This window comes from Litorilituus lipolyticus, from assembly GCF_006439335.1.
GTDB lineage: Bacteria > Pseudomonadota > Gammaproteobacteria > Enterobacterales > Alteromonadaceae > Colwellia > Colwellia lipolytica.
On sequence record NZ_SAWY01000034.1, the window covers coordinates 1 to 16,462 of the forward strand.

The 16,462-nt window shown below is 40.1% G+C and carries 12 protein-coding genes and 1 tRNA gene; all 13 read left to right on the forward strand.

What is annotated here, in order from left to right:
- Positions 1 to 242 precede the first annotated feature (242 nt).
- Positions 243 to 319 (forward strand) — tRNA-Trp (locus EPA86_RS13430).
- Positions 320 to 401: 82 nt separating this feature from the next.
- Entirely contained in the window at positions 402 to 788 is a 387-nt protein-coding gene (gene secE, locus EPA86_RS13435; protein ID WP_140604446.1) for a preprotein translocase subunit SecE, read from the forward strand.
- Between the two features lie 2 nt (positions 789 to 790).
- A complete protein-coding gene (gene nusG / locus EPA86_RS13440) occupies positions 791 to 1,387 on the forward strand; it encodes a transcription termination/antitermination protein NusG (protein ID WP_140604448.1) in 597 nt (198 codons plus the stop codon).
- Between the two features lie 278 nt (positions 1,388 to 1,665).
- Positions 1,666 to 2,094, forward strand: a complete 429-nt coding sequence (gene rplK / locus EPA86_RS13445) for a 50S ribosomal protein L11 (RefSeq protein WP_130601714.1) — start codon at positions 1,666 to 1,668, stop codon at positions 2,092 to 2,094.
- 3 nt (positions 2,095 to 2,097) lie between these two features.
- Positions 2,098 to 2,793 (forward strand): 50S ribosomal protein L1, encoded by a 696-nt coding sequence (rplA, locus tag EPA86_RS13450; protein WP_140604450.1) that lies wholly within the window; start codon positions 2,098 to 2,100, stop codon positions 2,791 to 2,793.
- A gap of 317 nt (positions 2,794 to 3,110) precedes the next feature.
- Positions 3,111 to 3,605 (forward strand): 50S ribosomal protein L10, encoded by a 495-nt coding sequence (gene rplJ / locus EPA86_RS13455; RefSeq protein ID WP_140604452.1) that lies wholly within the window; start codon positions 3,111 to 3,113, stop codon positions 3,603 to 3,605.
- Between the two features lie 112 nt (positions 3,606 to 3,717).
- Positions 3,718 to 4,086: a 50S ribosomal protein L7/L12 gene (rplL, locus tag EPA86_RS13460; protein ID WP_140604454.1), complete on the forward strand. Its 369-nt coding sequence runs from the start codon at positions 3,718 to 3,720 to the stop codon at positions 4,084 to 4,086.
- Positions 4,087 to 4,326: 240 nt separating this feature from the next.
- Positions 4,327 to 8,355, forward strand: coding sequence for a DNA-directed RNA polymerase subunit beta (rpoB, locus tag EPA86_RS13465; protein ID WP_140604456.1), 4,029 nt, complete (start codon positions 4,327 to 4,329; stop codon positions 8,353 to 8,355).
- Positions 8,356 to 8,452: 97 nt separating this feature from the next.
- Positions 8,453 to 12,673 (forward strand): DNA-directed RNA polymerase subunit beta', encoded by a 4,221-nt coding sequence (gene rpoC, locus EPA86_RS13470; protein WP_140604458.1) that lies wholly within the window; start codon positions 8,453 to 8,455, stop codon positions 12,671 to 12,673.
- Between the two features lie 301 nt (positions 12,674 to 12,974).
- Complete coding sequence (rpsL, locus tag EPA86_RS13475; protein WP_116006511.1) at positions 12,975 to 13,349, forward strand: 30S ribosomal protein S12; 375 nt, start codon at positions 12,975 to 12,977, stop codon at positions 13,347 to 13,349.
- A 104-nt stretch (positions 13,350 to 13,453) separates the two neighbouring features.
- Positions 13,454 to 13,927: a 30S ribosomal protein S7 gene (rpsG, locus tag EPA86_RS13480; protein WP_140604460.1), complete on the forward strand. Its 474-nt coding sequence runs from the start codon at positions 13,454 to 13,456 to the stop codon at positions 13,925 to 13,927.
- Between the two features lie 227 nt (positions 13,928 to 14,154).
- The gene (fusA, locus tag EPA86_RS13485) at positions 14,155 to 16,254 is read left to right on the forward strand and encodes an elongation factor G (protein ID WP_140604462.1); all 2,100 of its coding nucleotides are present in this window, start codon (positions 14,155 to 14,157) and stop codon (positions 16,252 to 16,254) included.
- 85 nt (positions 16,255 to 16,339) lie between these two features.
- Positions 16,340 to 16,462: GTP-binding protein (locus EPA86_RS13490; protein WP_246058270.1), on the forward strand; the 123-nt coding region annotated here is incomplete at its 3' end.

Below are 16,462 nucleotides of genomic sequence, written 5' to 3' on the forward strand. Positions count from 1 at the left end.
CTGTTGGTGCTGGTGTTGTATCTGCAATCTTAGACTAATATCTAAGTTTTAGAACACACTGAAAAAGGTCGCGAAAGCGGCCTTTTTTGTTTTATGCGCGATTTATCCTCAGCAAAATAAAAATAGTCCTTGAGTAAAACACTGGGCTGAGTATAATAGCGCCTCACTTCTCGAGTATCTCTTAATTCCCAAACAACTAAGATTCACCCGACAAGTGTAACTATTGCTTGATAGCAAGCTGTAGGGGTGTAGTTCCAATTGGTAGAACAGCGGTCTCCAAAACCGATGGTTGGGAGTTCGAGTCTCTCCACCCCTGCCATATTTAAGGTGCTAGATTAGCACTGTAACAAGTCGCAACGAACGACTTGAATTTTTGAAGTCAGTAATTACGGAACAGAATTATGAACGCAAGTACCGAAGAGCAACCTACAAGTAGTAGCTCTCTAGATACCTTAAAATGGGGTATTGTTTTTCTACTTTTAATTGGTGTAGTTGCAGGTAACTACATGTATGGCGAAGCATCAGTGCTATATCGTGCAATAGCAATTGTTGCAACGGTTGCAGTAGCTGGTTTTATTGCTATGCAAACAGAGAAAGGCCGTACAGCGCTTGTCTTTGCAAAAGAATCAAGAACAGAAGTACGTAAAGTTGTTTGGCCTACACGCCAAGAAGCGGTACAAACAACAGGTATAGTATTAGTGGCAACACTATTTATGGCCTTATTACTTTGGGGATTAGATTCAATTCTATTCTGGTTAGTTGGTTTAGTAACAGGTTTGCAGGTTTAGTTATGTCTGAAGAAAATTTCTCTGAAGAAAGTTCAGCACCAGCAGGTGAAGAAAAAGCCGTAAATAAGAAGTTACGTTGGTATGTTGTACAAGCGTTTTCTGGCTATGAAGGTCGTGTACAAAAGACCTTAATTGAGCATATTGAAATTCACGGTTTACAAGATAAGTTCGGTGAAATTTTAGTACCAACTGAAGAAGTTGTTGAAATGCGTGCGGGTCAAAAGCGTAAGAGCTCTCGTAAATTCTTCCCAGGTTATGTACTAGTACAAATGGAAATGGACGAAGAAGCATGGCACTTAGTGAAAAGCGTGCCACGTGTACTTGGCTTTATTGGTGGTACGAGTGATCGACCAGCGCCGATTACTCAGCGTGAAGCTGATCGCATTTTACAACGTCTTGAAGATACTGATAAGCCGAAGCCGAAAACATTATTCGAACCAGGTGAAGTGGTTCGTGTTATCGATGGTCCATTCGCCGACTTTAATGGTGTGGTTGAAGAGCTTGATTACGAGAAAAACCGTATTAAAGTATCTGTACTTATTTTCGGTCGCTCAACACCAGTTGATCTAGAATTTGGTCAAGTTGAAAAAAGTAGCTAAATTTTTTAGTCAAAGAAATATTCGAAAAACGCTTAATATTAAGCGTTTTTTTTTGCCTAATTTATATGGAACATGCATATGGGTATAATTCCTGCACAAAAAACTTGAAACTGAAAGCTTGGTTAATATATAATCCGCTGCCGCTTATTTTTAGCGCGCACTAAAAATGTTGTATTTCAACTTGAAATATAACCTATTAGTAAACTGGGGAGCGAAAACTGGCTGTTAGTTAGCAGTAGGTGAATAGCGTTATCCACCCAAATTAAAGGTATAGTAAAATGGCTAAAAAAGTCCAAGCTTTAATCAAGCTTCAAGTAGCTGCTGGTGCAGCTAACCCGTCACCACCAGTTGGTCCTGCATTAGGTCAACACGGTGTTAACATCATGGAATTCTGTAAAGCGTTTAACGCAAAAACAGATTCAATCGAAAAAGGTGCTCCGGTTCCAGTAGTTATTACTGTATATAATGACCGTTCATTCACTTTCGAAACTAAAACTCCACCTGCTTCATTCTTATTGAAAAAAGCAGCTGGTATCAAGAGTGGCTCTGGCCGTCCTAACACTGAAAAAGTTGGTACTGTAACTACAGCTCAACTTGAAGAAATTGTTAAGACAAAAGAACCTGATCTTACTGCTGGTTCAATGGAAGCTGCAGTGCGTACTATTGCGGGTTCTGCTCGTTCAATGGGTTTAGTGGTAGAGGACTAATCAATGGCTAAATTATCAAAACGCGCTCGTCTTATCCGTGAAAAAGTAGACGTATTAAAAGAATATGACATCAATGAAGCTGTTGCTTTATTGCAAGAACTTGCTACTGCAAAATTCCGTGAAAGCGTAGATGTTGCTATCAACTTAGGCATCGATGCTCGTAAATCAGATCAAAACGTACGTGGTGCGACAGTATTACCAAATGGTACTGGCCGTGAAGTTCGTGTTGCTGTATTTACACAAGGTGCAAATGCTGAAAAAGCTAAAGAAGCTGGTGCTGATGTAATCGGTATGGAAGATTTAGCTGAGCAAGTTAAAGCAGGCGAAATGAACTTCGACGTTGTTATTGCTTCTCCAGATGCAATGCGTGTTGTTGGTCAACTAGGTCAGATTTTAGGCCCTCGTGGTTTAATGCCTAACCCTAAAGTTGGTACTGTAACTCCTGACGTAGCTGGCGCTGTTAAAAACGCTAAGTCTGGTCAAATCCGTTACCGCAACGACAAAAACGGTATCATCCATACTACTATTGGTAAGGCTGATTTCGAAGCTGCTCAATTGCAAGAAAACTTAGAAGCATTATTGGAAGCGCTTAAGAAAGCAAAACCAGCTAATGCTAAAGGTCAATACATTAAGAAAGTTTCACTTTCTACTACTATGGGTGCTGGCGTTGCCATCAACCAGTCAAGCTTAACTCAGTAATTATTTATTGAGTAAAGATTGCGTATTGAATCTTTACAAGGGCGAAATTATAGACTATAATTTCGCCCCTTAAATTTTGGTAGGAGTTGTTTGATTAAACAGAAATGTTTTAACAAATAACCCCCGTCCAAGACCGTAGGTGTAATTCTTTCTTCTGATTTAATTACTTAATATTTCCTACGTAGATGGTGATTACCCAGATATTTCCTTAAATTCTGGTCCTCGCCGTAATGGCCTAAAATACAATTATGTGTTTTAGGGATTGTAAATACCGGTGCGTTTATATTAGATGCCCGGTGAACCAGGAGTTAAAGCCAATGGCTATCAATCTTGATGACAAAAAAGCAATTGTTGCTGAAGTTCAAGAAGCTGCCAAAGGCGCTCAATCAGCTGTAGTTGCGGATGCCCGCGGTGTTACAGTTGAAGCAATTACTGCATTGCGTAAGCAAGCACGTGAAAATGGCGTATGGATGAAAGTTGTCCGTAACACATTAGCACGTCGTGCAGTTGAAGGTACTGATTTTGAATGTGTTTCTGACACATTTAAAGGTCCTTCATTAATTGCATTTTCAAGCGAGCACCCAGGTGCCGCTGCACGTTTATTCTCAGACTTCGCTAAAACTAACGAAGCATTTGAATTAAAAGCAGCTGCATTTGAAGGTAATGTTGTAGACGTAAACATGTTAGCTAAGCTACCAACTTACGACGAAGCAATTGCACGTTTAATGAGCGCTATGAAAGAAGCATCTGCAGGCAAACTTGCCCGCACACTTGCTGCAGTTCGCGATCAGAAAGAACAAGAAGCGGCTTAATAAGTATTTACTTATTAAAAACACTTTTTGTATTAATAGTTATTTCAAACAGTCATTTATTGTATAACAAGAGTTATCAAAGGCTGTTTCTTAAAAAACAGGAAATTTTATAATGTCTATTTCTAAAGACGATATCCTAAATGCTATTGCTGAAATGTCAGTAATGGACGTAGTTGAATTAGTTGAAGCAATGGAAGAGAAGTTCGGCGTATCTGCTGCTGCTGCTGTTGCTGTTGCTGGCGGTGACGCTGGTGGTGCTGCTGAAGAGCAAACTGAATTTGACGTAATCTTAGCTGGTTTCGGCGATAAGAAAGTTGCTGTAATCAAAGCAGTTCGTGGCGCTACAGGTTTAGGCCTTAAAGAAGCTAAAGAACTTGTTGAATCAGCTCCTAAAGCACTTAAAGAAGGTGTTGATAAGGCTGAAGCTGAAGAACTTAAGAAAGCTCTTGAAGAAGCTGGTGCTTCTGTTGAGATCAAATAATCTGACTTCTGACAGATTATTTGCCTGAAAAGGCAATGGCTGGTGATTTAATCGTCACCGGCCTTTTTGCGCTAAATAAAATGGTGTTTTTTTAAACCAAAACAGTGCATTATTTAGTGTTAGGTAATCAAACATTGTTTACCAAGTTATGCTTAGACGTAAGCATAACTGCAATACCCTGTTTAAATGTTCTAAGCATTTTTAAACAGATTGGCCATAACCAGCAAGCTGAGGAACCCCATGGCTTACTCATACTTTGAGAAGAAGCGAATTAGAAAGGACTTTGGTAAAAGCGCACAAGTAATGGACTATCCATTCTTGTTGTCCATCCAACTCGAATCTTTTAGCAAGTTTATTGATATTGATCCAACAGGTGAAACCGGTCTAGAGGCTGCTTTCCGTTCTATTTTTCCAATTAAAGCTTATTCAGGTAGCTCAGAATTACAATTTGTAAGCTATCGTTTAGGCGAACCGTTATTTGATGTGAAAGAATGTCAAATACGAGGTGTAACTTATTCAGCACCATTGCGCGTAAAATTACGCTTAGTGGTATACGATAAAGAAGCTCCGGCAGGTACTGTAAAAGATATCAAAGAGCAAGAAGTGTACATGGGTGAAATCCCGTTGATGACAGAGAATGGTACGTTTGTAATTAACGGTACCGAGCGTGTTATCGTTTCACAATTGCATCGCTCTCCTGGTGTATTCTTCGATCATGATAAAGGTAAAACTCATTCTTCAGGTAAAGTTTTATACAATGCTCGTGTAATTCCTTACCGTGGTTCATGGTTAGACTTTGAATTTGATCCTAAAGATAACTTATTTGTACGTATTGACCGTCGTCGTAAATTACCAGCGTCAATCATTTTACGTGCTTTAGAGTTTTCTACAGAACAAATTTTAGATCTTTTCTACGATACAACAAACTTCGCTATTAAAGGCGATAAGTTGATCATGGATTTAATTCCGGATCGTCTTCGTGGTGAAACAGCAACATTTGATATCAAGATCGATAAAGATGACATTTTAGTAGAACAAGGTCGTCGTATCACAGCTCGTCATATTCGTGCTTTGAACAAAGCTAAAGTTGATAAATTAGAAGTACCAGCGGAATATATCGTGGGTCGTGTTTTATCAAAAGCTTATATCGACGAATCTACAGGCGAAGTAATTGCAGAAGCGAATGCTGAAATTACCTTAGAGTTGTTAGCTGAGTTAAGTCAAGCTGGTCATAAAGAACTTTCAACATTATACATGAATGAATTCGATGTAGGTTCATACATGTCAGACACACTACGTGTAGATAGCTCGACTAACCGCTTAGAAGCGCTAGTTGAAATTTACCGTATGATGCGCCCAGGCGAGCCACCAACGAAAGATGCTGCAGAAGCATTATTTGATAATTTATTCTTCTCATCTGAGCGTTATGATTTATCAACAGTTGGTCGTATGAAGTTCAACCGTCGTGTTGGTAATGCAGACGATGTAGGTTCTGGCATTTTATCAAACGATGACATTATTTCAGTAATGAAAACCCTTATCGATATTCGTGACGGTAAAGGTGAAGTTGATGATATCGATCACTTAGGTAACCGTCGTATTCGTTCTGTGGGCGAAATGGCTGAGAACCAATTCCGTGTTGGTTTAGTACGTGTTGAGCGTGCTGTACGTGAGCGTTTAAGTCTTGGTGATTTAGATGGCACAATGCCACAAGATTTAATCAATGCAAAACCTATTTCTGCAGCAGTGAAAGAGTTCTTCGGTTCTTCTCAATTGTCACAGTTCATGGATCAGAACAACCCGTTATCAGAAGTTACGCATAAGCGTCGTATCTCTGCATTAGGCCCAGGCGGTTTAACGCGTGAACGTGCTGGTTTCGAGGTTCGAGATGTACATCCTACTCACTACGGTCGTGTATGTCCTATCGAAACTCCGGAAGGTCCGAACATCGGTCTGATTAACTCACTTTCTTGTTATGCAAGAACCAACGACTATGGTTTCTTAGAAACACCATACAGAAAAGTTGTTGATGGTGTAGTAACTGATGAAATTGATTACTTATCAGCAATTGAAGAGGGTAACTTTGTTATCGCTCAGGCAAATGCTGAACGTGATGACAACCAGAAGTTAACGCAAGATTTAGTTAACTGTCGTCATAAAAATGAATTTACTTTAAAAGCCTCTGCTGAAGTTCAGTATATGGATGTTTCACCACAACAAATTATTTCTGTTGCGGCGTCACTTATTCCATTCCTAGAACATGATGATGCTAACCGTGCCTTAATGGGTTCGAACATGCAACGTCAAGCAGTTCCAACATTAAAAGTGGACAAGCCGCTTGTTGGTACGGGTATGGAAAAAGTTGTTGCAGTAGATTCAGGTGTAACAGCCGTAGCTAAACGTGGTGGTGTAGTAGACTATGTTGATGCATCGCGTATTGTTGTTAAGGTTAATGAAAATGAAATGATCCCTGGTGAAGCCGGTATCGACATTTACAACCTAACCAAATACACACGTTCTAACCAAAATACTTGTATCAACCAACGTCCAGTGTGTCGTATGGGTGAGCCTGTTGTACGTGGTGATGTTTTAGCAGATGGTCCGTCAACCGATATGGGTGAATTGGCATTAGGTCAAAACATGCGTATCGCGTTCATGCCTTGGAATGGTTACAACTTTGAGGATTCAATGTTGTTATCTGAGCGTGTTGCACAAGAAGATCGTTTCACCACAATTCATATTCAAGAATTAACGTGTATTGCTCGTGATACTAAGTTAGGTAGTGAAGAAATCACTGCAGATATTCCAAATGTTGGTGAGTCTGCGTTATCTAAGCTTGATGAAGCAGGTGTTGTTTACATTGGTGCTGAAGTTAACGGTGGTGATATCTTAGTAGGTAAAGTAACACCTAAAGGTGAAACACAGCTTACTCCAGAAGAAAAACTACTTCGTGCAATTTTCGGTGAAAAAGCAGCTGATGTTAAAGATAGCTCTTTACGTGTACCAAACTCAGTTAAAGGTACAATCATCGATGTACAAATCTTTACCCGTGATGGTGTAGAGAAAGATGCGCGCGCAATTGAAATCGAAGAAATGCAACTTAAAGAAGTTAAGAAAGATCTTGGCGATGAATTAAGCATTTTAGAAGATGGTATTTACGCACGTACTAAGAAGTTATTATTGTCTGCTGGTTTAAATGAGTCAGATTTAACCTCTATGTCTCGTGACAAGTGGTTAACGCAAAACTTATCTAACGAAGAGCAACAAGCTGAGTTAGAGCAAATTGCAGAGCAATACGACAATATCAAAGAAGACTTTGACAAGAAATATGAAATCAAACGTCGTAAGATCACTCAAGGTGATGACTTACAACCTGGCGTATTGAAAATAGTTAAAGTTTACTTAGCAGTTAAGCGTCGCATCCAACCGGGTGATAAGATGGCTGGTCGTCATGGTAACAAGGGTGTTATTTCAAACGTAGTACCTGTTGAAGATATGCCATACGATGAGCATGGTGTACCAGTTGATATCGTATTGAACCCATTAGGTGTTCCATCACGTATGAACATTGGTCAGATCTTAGAAACTCACTTGGGTATGGCAGCGCGTGGTATCGGTGAGAAAATTAACCGTATGCTAGAAGCACAGCAAGAAATTCACAAATTACGTAACTTCATTCAAGAAGTATATAACGTAGGTGAGTCTCGCCAAGAGGTTGATGTAGCGAGCTTCTCTGATGAAGAGGTTTTACGTTTAGCATCTAACTTACGTGCTGGTCTTCCTATTGCAACACCTGCATTTGATGGTGCTGCTGAGAAAGAAATTAAAGAACTATTTAAATTAGCGGATATGCCAGAAAGTGGTCAATTCAACTTGACTGACGGTCGTACTGGTCGCCAATTTGAACGTCCTGTAACGGTAGGTTACATGTACATGCTGAAACTTAATCACTTAGTTGATGACAAGATGCATGCACGTTCTACAGGTTCTTATAGCTTGGTTACACAGCAACCACTTGGCGGTAAAGCGCAATTTGGTGGTCAGCGTTTCGGTGAGATGGAAGTATGGGCACTTGAAGCTTATGGTGCTGCTTATACCTTACAAGAAATGTTAACTGTGAAGTCGGATGATGTTAATGGTCGTACTAAGATGTATAAAAACTTAGTTGACGGTGATCATCGTATGGAACCAGGTATCCCTGAATCATTCAACGTATTGTTGAAAGAAATTCGTTCGTTAGGTATTAACATCGAATTAGATCAGGAATAGTACCCAGTACTGCCGATAGCTGAATGTAATAAGTCAGTAAGCGAAGAAGGCAAAATAATGCCTTCTTCTCAAAGTTTAACTCCGACAGGAGAAGAGTGTGAAAGATTTACTTAAGTTTCTTAAGCAACAAAATCAAACAGAAGAATTCGATGGTATTCGCATCGGGTTAGCTTCGCCAGATTTGGTACGTTCTTGGTCATTTGGTGAAGTTAAAAAGCCAGAAACCATTAACTACCGTACCTTTAAGCCTGAACGTGACGGCTTATTCTGTGCGCGTATTTTTGGCCCAGTAAAAGACTATGAATGTCTTTGTGGCAAGTACAAGCGTCTGAAGCACCGTGGTGTAATCTGTGAAAAATGTGGCGTTGAAGTTACTTTAACTAAAGTTCGTCGTGACCGTATGGGTCATATTGAGCTAGCAAGCCCAGTTGCGCATATTTGGTTCTTAAAATCATTACCATCACGTATTGGTTTATTACTAGATATGACATTACGTGATATTGAACGTGTACTTTACTTTGAATCTTATGTTGTTACTGAACCAGGTATGACAACGTTAGAGAAAAGCCAAATTCTAACAGAAGAAGAGTATCTTGATGCGTTAGAAGAGCACGGTGATGAATTTGATGCCTTAATGGGTGCTGAAGCCGTTTTAGCTTTACTACAACAAATTGATCTAGATGGTGAAGTAGCGCAAATGCGTGAAGAGTTACCTGAAATTGGTAGTGAAACTAAACGTAAGAAAATTACTAAACGTTTAAAATTAATGGAAGCTTTCGCTGCTTCTGGCAACAAGCCAGAGTGGATGATTATGTCGGTTCTTCCGATTCTTCCACCAGATTTACGTCCACTAGTACCGCTAGATGGTGGTCGTTTTGCGACATCTGACTTAAACGATTTATACCGTCGTGTTATTAACCGTAACAACCGTTTGAAACGTCTACTAGATCTAGTTGCTCCAGACATCATCGTACGTAACGAAAAACGTATGTTGCAAGAGTCTGTTGATGCTTTATTAGATAATGGTCGTCGTGGTCGTGCAATTACCGGTTCTAACAAACGTCCTCTTAAATCTCTTGCTGATATGATTAAAGGTAAGCAAGGTCGTTTCCGTCAGAACTTACTTGGTAAGCGTGTTGATTACTCAGGTCGTTCTGTAATCACTGTTGGTCCAACACTACGTTTGCACCAATGTGGTCTACCGAAGAAAATGGCACTTGAGTTATTCAAACCATTTATTTACGGTAAATTAGAAGCACGAGGTTTAGCGACAACAATTAAAGCAGCTAAAAAATTAGTTGAGCGTGAAGGCGCAGAAGTATGGGATGTATTAGACGAAGTTATTCGTGAACATCCAGTAATGCTAAACCGTGCACCTACTCTTCATAGACTTGGTATCCAAGCGTTCGAACCAGTACTAATTGAAGGTAAAGCAATTCACCTTCATCCATTAGTTTGTGCGGCATATAACGCCGATTTCGATGGTGACCAAATGGCGGTACACGTACCGTTGACACTTGAAGCACAGCTAGAAGCACGTACCTTAATGATGTCGACTAATAACGTGTTAGCACCAGCTAACGGTGAGCCGATTATCGTACCATCACAGGATGTTGTATTAGGTTTATATTACCTAACGCGTGACTGTGTTAATGGTTTAGGCGAAGGCATGGTATTTGTTGATACTAAAGAAGCTGAAAAAGCATACCGTACAGGTGTTGCTGAGCTTCATGCTCGTGTAAAAATTCGTATCACAGAACATGTGAAAAACGAAAATGGTGAATTAGAAGCGAAAACGACATTACGTGATACTACAGTAGGTCGTGCAATCTTATGGCAAGTATGTCCAGATGGTCTTCCATATGACTTAATTGACCAACCATTAGGTAAGAAACCAATTTCTAAGCTAATTAACCACGCTTATCGTAATCTTGGTTTAAAAGAAACAGTAATCTTTGCCGATCACATCATGTACACAGGTTTCCATTATGCAATGGTTGCTGGTGCGTCTGTTGGTATCGACGATATGGTTATTCCTGATGCTAAGTACACTATTATTGAAGATTCAGAAGCAGAAGTTGCTGAGATTCAAGCACAGTTTGACCAAGGTCTTGTAACTGCTGGTGAGAAGTACAACAAAGTAATCGATATCTGGTCATCTGCAAACGAAAAAGTTTCGAAAGCGATGATGGACAACTTATCAAAAGAAACCGTTATTAATCGTGATGGTGAGCCTGAAGAGCAAGACTCGTTCAACTCAATCTTTATGATGGCAGATTCCGGTGCTCGTGGTAGTGCTGCACAGATTCGTCAGTTAGCAGGTATGCGTGGCCTTATGGCTAAACCAGATGGTTCAATCATTGAAACACCAATCACCGCTAACTTCCGTGAAGGTTTGAACGTACTACAGTACTTCATCTCAACTCACGGTGCGCGTAAAGGTCTTGCCGATACGGCACTTAAAACAGCTAACTCGGGTTACTTAACACGTCGTCTAGTAGATGTTGCACAAGATTTAGTGGTAACAGAGCACGATTGTGGTACTCATGATGGTCTATTAATGACGCCATTAATTGAAGGTGGTGATGTTGTTGAACCACTTCGTGAGCGTGTATTAGGCCGTGTTGTTTGTGAAGATGTATTGATCCCTGGTACTGAGACCGTATTATTACCTCGTAACACATTAATTGATGAAACTCTTTGTGATGTTATTGAAGAAAATTCAGTAGACCAAATCAAAGTACGTTCAATTATTACTTGTGAAACAGATTTTGGTATCTGTGCACATTGTTACGGTCGTGACTTGGCTCGTGGTCATATGATCAACCAAGGTGAAGCGATTGGTGTTGTTGCGGCGCAATCAATTGGTGAACCTGGTACACAGTTAACCATGCGTACGTTCCACATTGGTGGTGCGGCATCTCGTGCATCAGCAGAGAACAGTGTACAAGTTAAGAATACTGGTACATTGAAATTACAAAATGCTAAGTTTGTAACAAACTCAGATAAGCACATTGTTATTACTTCACGTTCATCAGAATTAACGATTATTGATGAAATGGGTCGTGAGAAAGAACGTTATAAAGTACCTTACGGTTCTGTACTTTCTAAGAACGATGGTGAAGCAGTTACGGCAGGTGATACTGTTGCAAACTGGGATCCACATACGCATCCAATCATTACTGAGGTAGCGGGTAAAGTTCAATTTGTTGACTTAGTTGATAGTGTAACTATGGTTCGTCAAACTGATGACTTAACTGGTTTATCAAGCATTGTTGTTACCGATGCTGCACAACGTAGTGCTGCAGGTAAAGAAATGCGTCCAATGGTTAAATTAGTTGATGCTAAAGGTAATGATGTAATGATTGCTGGTACAGATATTCCAGCACAATACTTCTTGCCAGGTAACGCGATTGTTAACCTTGAAGATGGTGCAGATGTAAACATTGGTGATGCGCTAGCTCGTATTCCTCAAGAATCATCGAAAACTCGTGATATTACCGGTGGTCTTCCACGTGTTGCTGATTTATTTGAAGCTCGTAAGCCTAAGTTACCAGCAATCCTTGCTGAGAAAACTGGTGTTATTGGCTTTGGTAAAGAAACCAAAGGTAAAGTTCGTTTACTAATCACTCAACAAAGTGGTGAAGTTTATGAAGAGATGATTCCAAAAACACGTCAATTGAATGTGTTTGAAGGTGAACAGGTAATCAAAGGTGAAGTAATTGCTGATGGTCCTGAGTCTCCACATGACATCTTACGTTTACGTGGTGTAGCACCGGTTGCGAACTACATTGTGAACGAAGTACAAGAAGTTTACCGCTTACAGGGTGTAAAAATTAACGACAAACACATTGAAGTTATCGTTCGTCAAATGATCCGTAAGTGTGAAATTTTAGATGCAGGTGATTCTGAATTCCTTAAAGGTGAACAAGTTGAAGTGGCGCGCGTTAATATCGCTAACCGTGAACTTGAAGCAGAAGGAAAACAGCCAGCTGAATACGAAATGCAAATGATGGGTATTACTAAAGCATCATTAGCAACTGAGTCATTCATCTCTGCAGCTTCTTTCCAAGAAACAACTCGTGTACTTACTGAAGCAGCTGTTGCTGGTAAGAAAGATGGCCTACGTGGTCTTAAAGAGAATGTTATTGTTGGTCGCTTAATTCCTGCAGGTACAGGTTACGCATATCATCAAGAGCGTGCCAAAGCAAAAGCTGCTTTTGATGCGCATGAAGATACAACCGTATCAGCTGATGAAGCAGAAAAAGCATTAACGGATGCTTTAAATGCTGATTTACTTTCTGGTGAAGGTGAATAAGTTGAGTTAGGCAAACTACCTCTTAATAAAAGCCGTATCAATTGATACGGCTTTTTTGTATATGAAAGTTAAGAAAAGCAAAGGATCAATTGATCGCAAGCTGAGAAAACAAAAGGGTTAAGAAACGATCAAATACTTGACAGCTTAATGATTGACCTATAGAATTTCGCGACCTTATATTTTGTGCTTGTTGTATTTGATATAAGGTTGTGGTTTTAAACCGCATTGATTACACATTACGAGCGCATGAATCTTTCCCATTGATTGAGGTTTATGCAAATTTAACTAATCAGGAGCTATAATGGCAACTATTAACCAACTAGTACGTAAACCACGTGTTAGACAGGTACAAAAAAGTAACGTTCCAGCGTTACAAGCCTGTCCTCAACGTCGTGGCGTATGTACTCGTGTGTATACTACTACACCAAAAAAACCAAACTCAGCACTACGTAAAGTAGCTCGTGTTCGTTTAACTAACGGCTTCGAAGTTACTTCATACATCGGTGGTGAAGGTCACAACTTACAAGAGCATAGCGTAATTTTAATTCGCGGTGGTCGTGTTAAAGATTTACCTGGTGTGCGTTACCACACCGTTCGTGGCGCACTAGATTGTTCTGGTGTAAACGATAGAAGACAAGGCCGTTCTAAGTACGGTGCTAAACGTCCTAAATCTTAAGTTTCCGGATTTTTACTCTAAGTAGTAATAAATTAGAAACGTTAAGTAAGGCCAAATATTAAATTTAAATTTTGGGTTAATCCTGAAAACAACGGAGAATTAAGATGCCAAGAAGACGCGTCGTAGGACAACGTAAAATATTACCAGATCCTAAGTTCCATAACGAACTATTAGCAAAATTCATCAACATCCTTATGGTTGATGGTAAGAAGTCTACTGCCGAAAAAATTGTATACGGTGCACTAGATATTTTAGCTGAAAAGCAAACTGATAAAGAGCATTTAGAGTTATTCGAAATCGCTTTAGAAAACATCCGTCCACAGGTTGAGGTTAAATCTCGTCGTGTTGGTGGTTCTACTTATCAGGTGCCAGTTGAAGTACGTCCAGTTCGTCGTAATGCACTAGCCATGCGTTGGTTAGTTGAAGCAGCTCGTAAACGTGGTGAAAAATCAATGGCTCAGCGCCTAGCTAACGAAATGTTAGATGCGTCTGACAGCAAAGGTTCTGCGGTTAAGAAACGTGAAGACGTTCACCGTATGGCTGAAGCTAACAAAGCATTCGCTCACTACCGTTGGTAATCTAACAGTATTGAATGAATGTAATACTTGCTCTCGAGCAGGTAGATGGCTAGCAAGAGTTAATCTTGCTAGCCATACTCATTTTACGGACTAGCGGTTTCTCAATTCAACTGAACAAAAGTAAAATACAGTTATTTTAATTAAATTTTCATATAGACAAAGTACATTAAGAGAATTTACTTAAGTTAACTAGATTTAGTTACAAGAAATAATAAGAGGATTAAACTTTGGCTCGTACTACTCCTATTGAGCGTTACCGAAATATTGGTATTTGTGCGCACGTAGATGCAGGTAAAACAACCACAACAGAACGTGTGTTGTTCTACACTGGTTTATCTCACAAAATTGGTGAGGTACATGATGGTGCGGCAACAATGGATTGGATGGAGCAAGAGCAGGAACGTGGTATCACTATTACCTCGGCAGCGACAACTTGTTTCTGGAAAGGTATGCAAGGCCAATTTGATGATCACCGTATAAATATCATCGATACACCGGGTCACGTAGATTTTACTATTGAAGTAGAGCGTTCACTACGTGTGCTTGATGGTGCAGTACTTGTTCTTTGTGGTTCATCAGGAGTTCAACCTCAAACAGAAACTGTTTGGCGCCAAATGGAGAAATACTCTGTTCCGCGCATGGTATTCGTAAATAAAATGGATAGAGCGGGTGCAAACTTCTTATCTGTTGTTGAGCAAATGAAAGATCGTTTAGGTGCTAATGCAGTTCCTATGCACCTAGCTATTGGTGCTGAAGAAGATTTTGAAGGTGTCGTCGACCTTGTTAAGATGAAAGCAATCAATTGGAATGAAAGTGATCAAGGTATGACCTTCACTTATGAAGATATTCCAGCAGATATGCAAGATTTAGCTGATGAATGGCGCGAAAACTTGGTTTCTGAGGCGGCTGAAGCTGACGACGATTTAATGGAAAAATACCTTGAAGAAGGTGAGTTAACAGAAGAAGAGATTAAAGCTGGTTTACGTAAGCGCACGTTAGCAAATGAAATTATATTATGTAGCTGTGGTAGTGCTTTTAAAAATAAAGGTGTACAAGCAGTCCTTGATGCTGTTGTTGAATACTTACCATCACCAACAGAAGTTGCTGCAATCACAGGTATCAATGACGATAAAGACGAAACCGAAGGTTCTCGTCCAGCTGATGATAACGAACCATTTGCTGCATTAGCATTTAAAATTGCCACCGACCCATTTGTTGGGACTCTAACCTTCTTCCGTGTTTACTCTGGAGTGGTGCAGACTGGTGATAGTGTCTATAACCCGGTTAAAGGTAAAAAAGAACGCTTTGGTCGAATCGTGCAAATGCATGCCAATGATAGACAAGAGATTAAAGAAGTTCGCGCTGGTGATATTGCTGCAGCGATTGGATTAAAAGAAGTGACTACTGGTGATACGTTATGTGATTCAAGTAATGTTATTACTTTAGAGCGTATGGAGTTTCCTGAGCCTGTAATTTCAGTTGCTGTTGAGCCAAGAACGTTAGCGGCACAAGAAAAAATGGGCATTGCCTTAGGTAAGCTTGCCGCAGAAGATCCTTCTTTTAGAGTGCATACCGATGATGAAACAGGTCAAACCATCATTTCAGGCATGGGTGAGCTACACTTAGATATTCTTGTTGAACGCATGAAGCGTGAATTTAGTGTTGAGTGTAATGTGGGTAATCCACAAGTATCGTATCGAGAGACCATTCGCAGTAGTGTGGATGTTGAGGGTAAATTTGTTCGTCAATCAGGCGGTAAAGGCCAATATGGTCATGTTGTTCTGAAGATGGAGCCTTTAGAAGAAGGCGCTGGTTTTGAGTTTGTTAACGAAATTGTTGGCGGCGCAGTACCAAAAGAATATATTCCTGCAGTAGAAAAGGGCTGTAAAGAGCAAATGGATAGCGGCGTTCTAGCTGGTTTCCCATTATTAGACATCAAGGTCACGCTCGTTGATGGTTCTTTTCATGATGTTGACTCTAATGAGATGGCATTTAAAGTTGCTGCATCTATGGGCTTTAGAAAAGGGGCTTTGGAAGCAAACCCTGTTATTTTAGAGCCGATGATGAAGGTTGAAGTATCTACACCTGAGGAAAACATGGGTGATGTCGTTGGAGACTTAAACCGTCGTCGTGGAATGATAGACGGCATGGACGAAGGTCCTGCAGGTTCGAAAATTGTAAATGCATTGGTACCCTTAGCCGAAATGTTTGGTTATGCTACCGACTTGCGTAGTGCTACTCAAGGCCGTGCATCTTACTCTATGGAGTTTCAGCAGTATAATGAAGCACCGAAATTGGTAGCACAAAAAATTATGGAAACTCGTTAGAGTTTCTATTTAACTTACAACTGGCAAAGTCGTTTGACTGCGCCTTTTAATTTATTAGTTCACTAAACTTTAAGGTAATTGAAAAATGGCTAAAGAAAAATTTGAACGTTCGAAACCACATGTAAACGTTGGTACTATCGGACACGTTGACCACGGTAAAACTACGTTAACAGCTGCTATCTCTGCGGTATTAACGAAAACTCACGGT

What these genes read in the sequence shown, in the direction of transcription:
- secE (WP_140604446.1), top strand. Translation starts at nt 402, where the DNA reads ATGAACGCAAGTACCGAAGAGCAACCTACAAGTAGTAGCTCTCTAGAT.
- nusG (WP_140604448.1), top strand. Translation starts at nt 791, where the DNA reads ATGTCTGAAGAAAATTTCTCTGAAGAAAGTTCAGCACCAGCAGGTGAA.
- rplK (WP_130601714.1), top strand. Translation starts at nt 1,666, where the DNA reads ATGGCTAAAAAAGTCCAAGCTTTAATCAAGCTTCAAGTAGCTGCTGGT.
- rplA (WP_140604450.1), top strand. Translation starts at nt 2,098, where the DNA reads ATGGCTAAATTATCAAAACGCGCTCGTCTTATCCGTGAAAAAGTAGAC.
- rplJ (WP_140604452.1), top strand. Translation starts at nt 3,111, where the DNA reads ATGGCTATCAATCTTGATGACAAAAAAGCAATTGTTGCTGAAGTTCAA.
- rplL (WP_140604454.1), top strand. Translation starts at nt 3,718, where the DNA reads ATGTCTATTTCTAAAGACGATATCCTAAATGCTATTGCTGAAATGTCA.
- rpoB (WP_140604456.1), top strand. Translation starts at nt 4,327, where the DNA reads ATGGCTTACTCATACTTTGAGAAGAAGCGAATTAGAAAGGACTTTGGT.
- rpsL (WP_116006511.1), top strand. Translation starts at nt 12,975, where the DNA reads ATGGCAACTATTAACCAACTAGTACGTAAACCACGTGTTAGACAGGTA.
- rpsG (WP_140604460.1), top strand. Translation starts at nt 13,454, where the DNA reads ATGCCAAGAAGACGCGTCGTAGGACAACGTAAAATATTACCAGATCCT.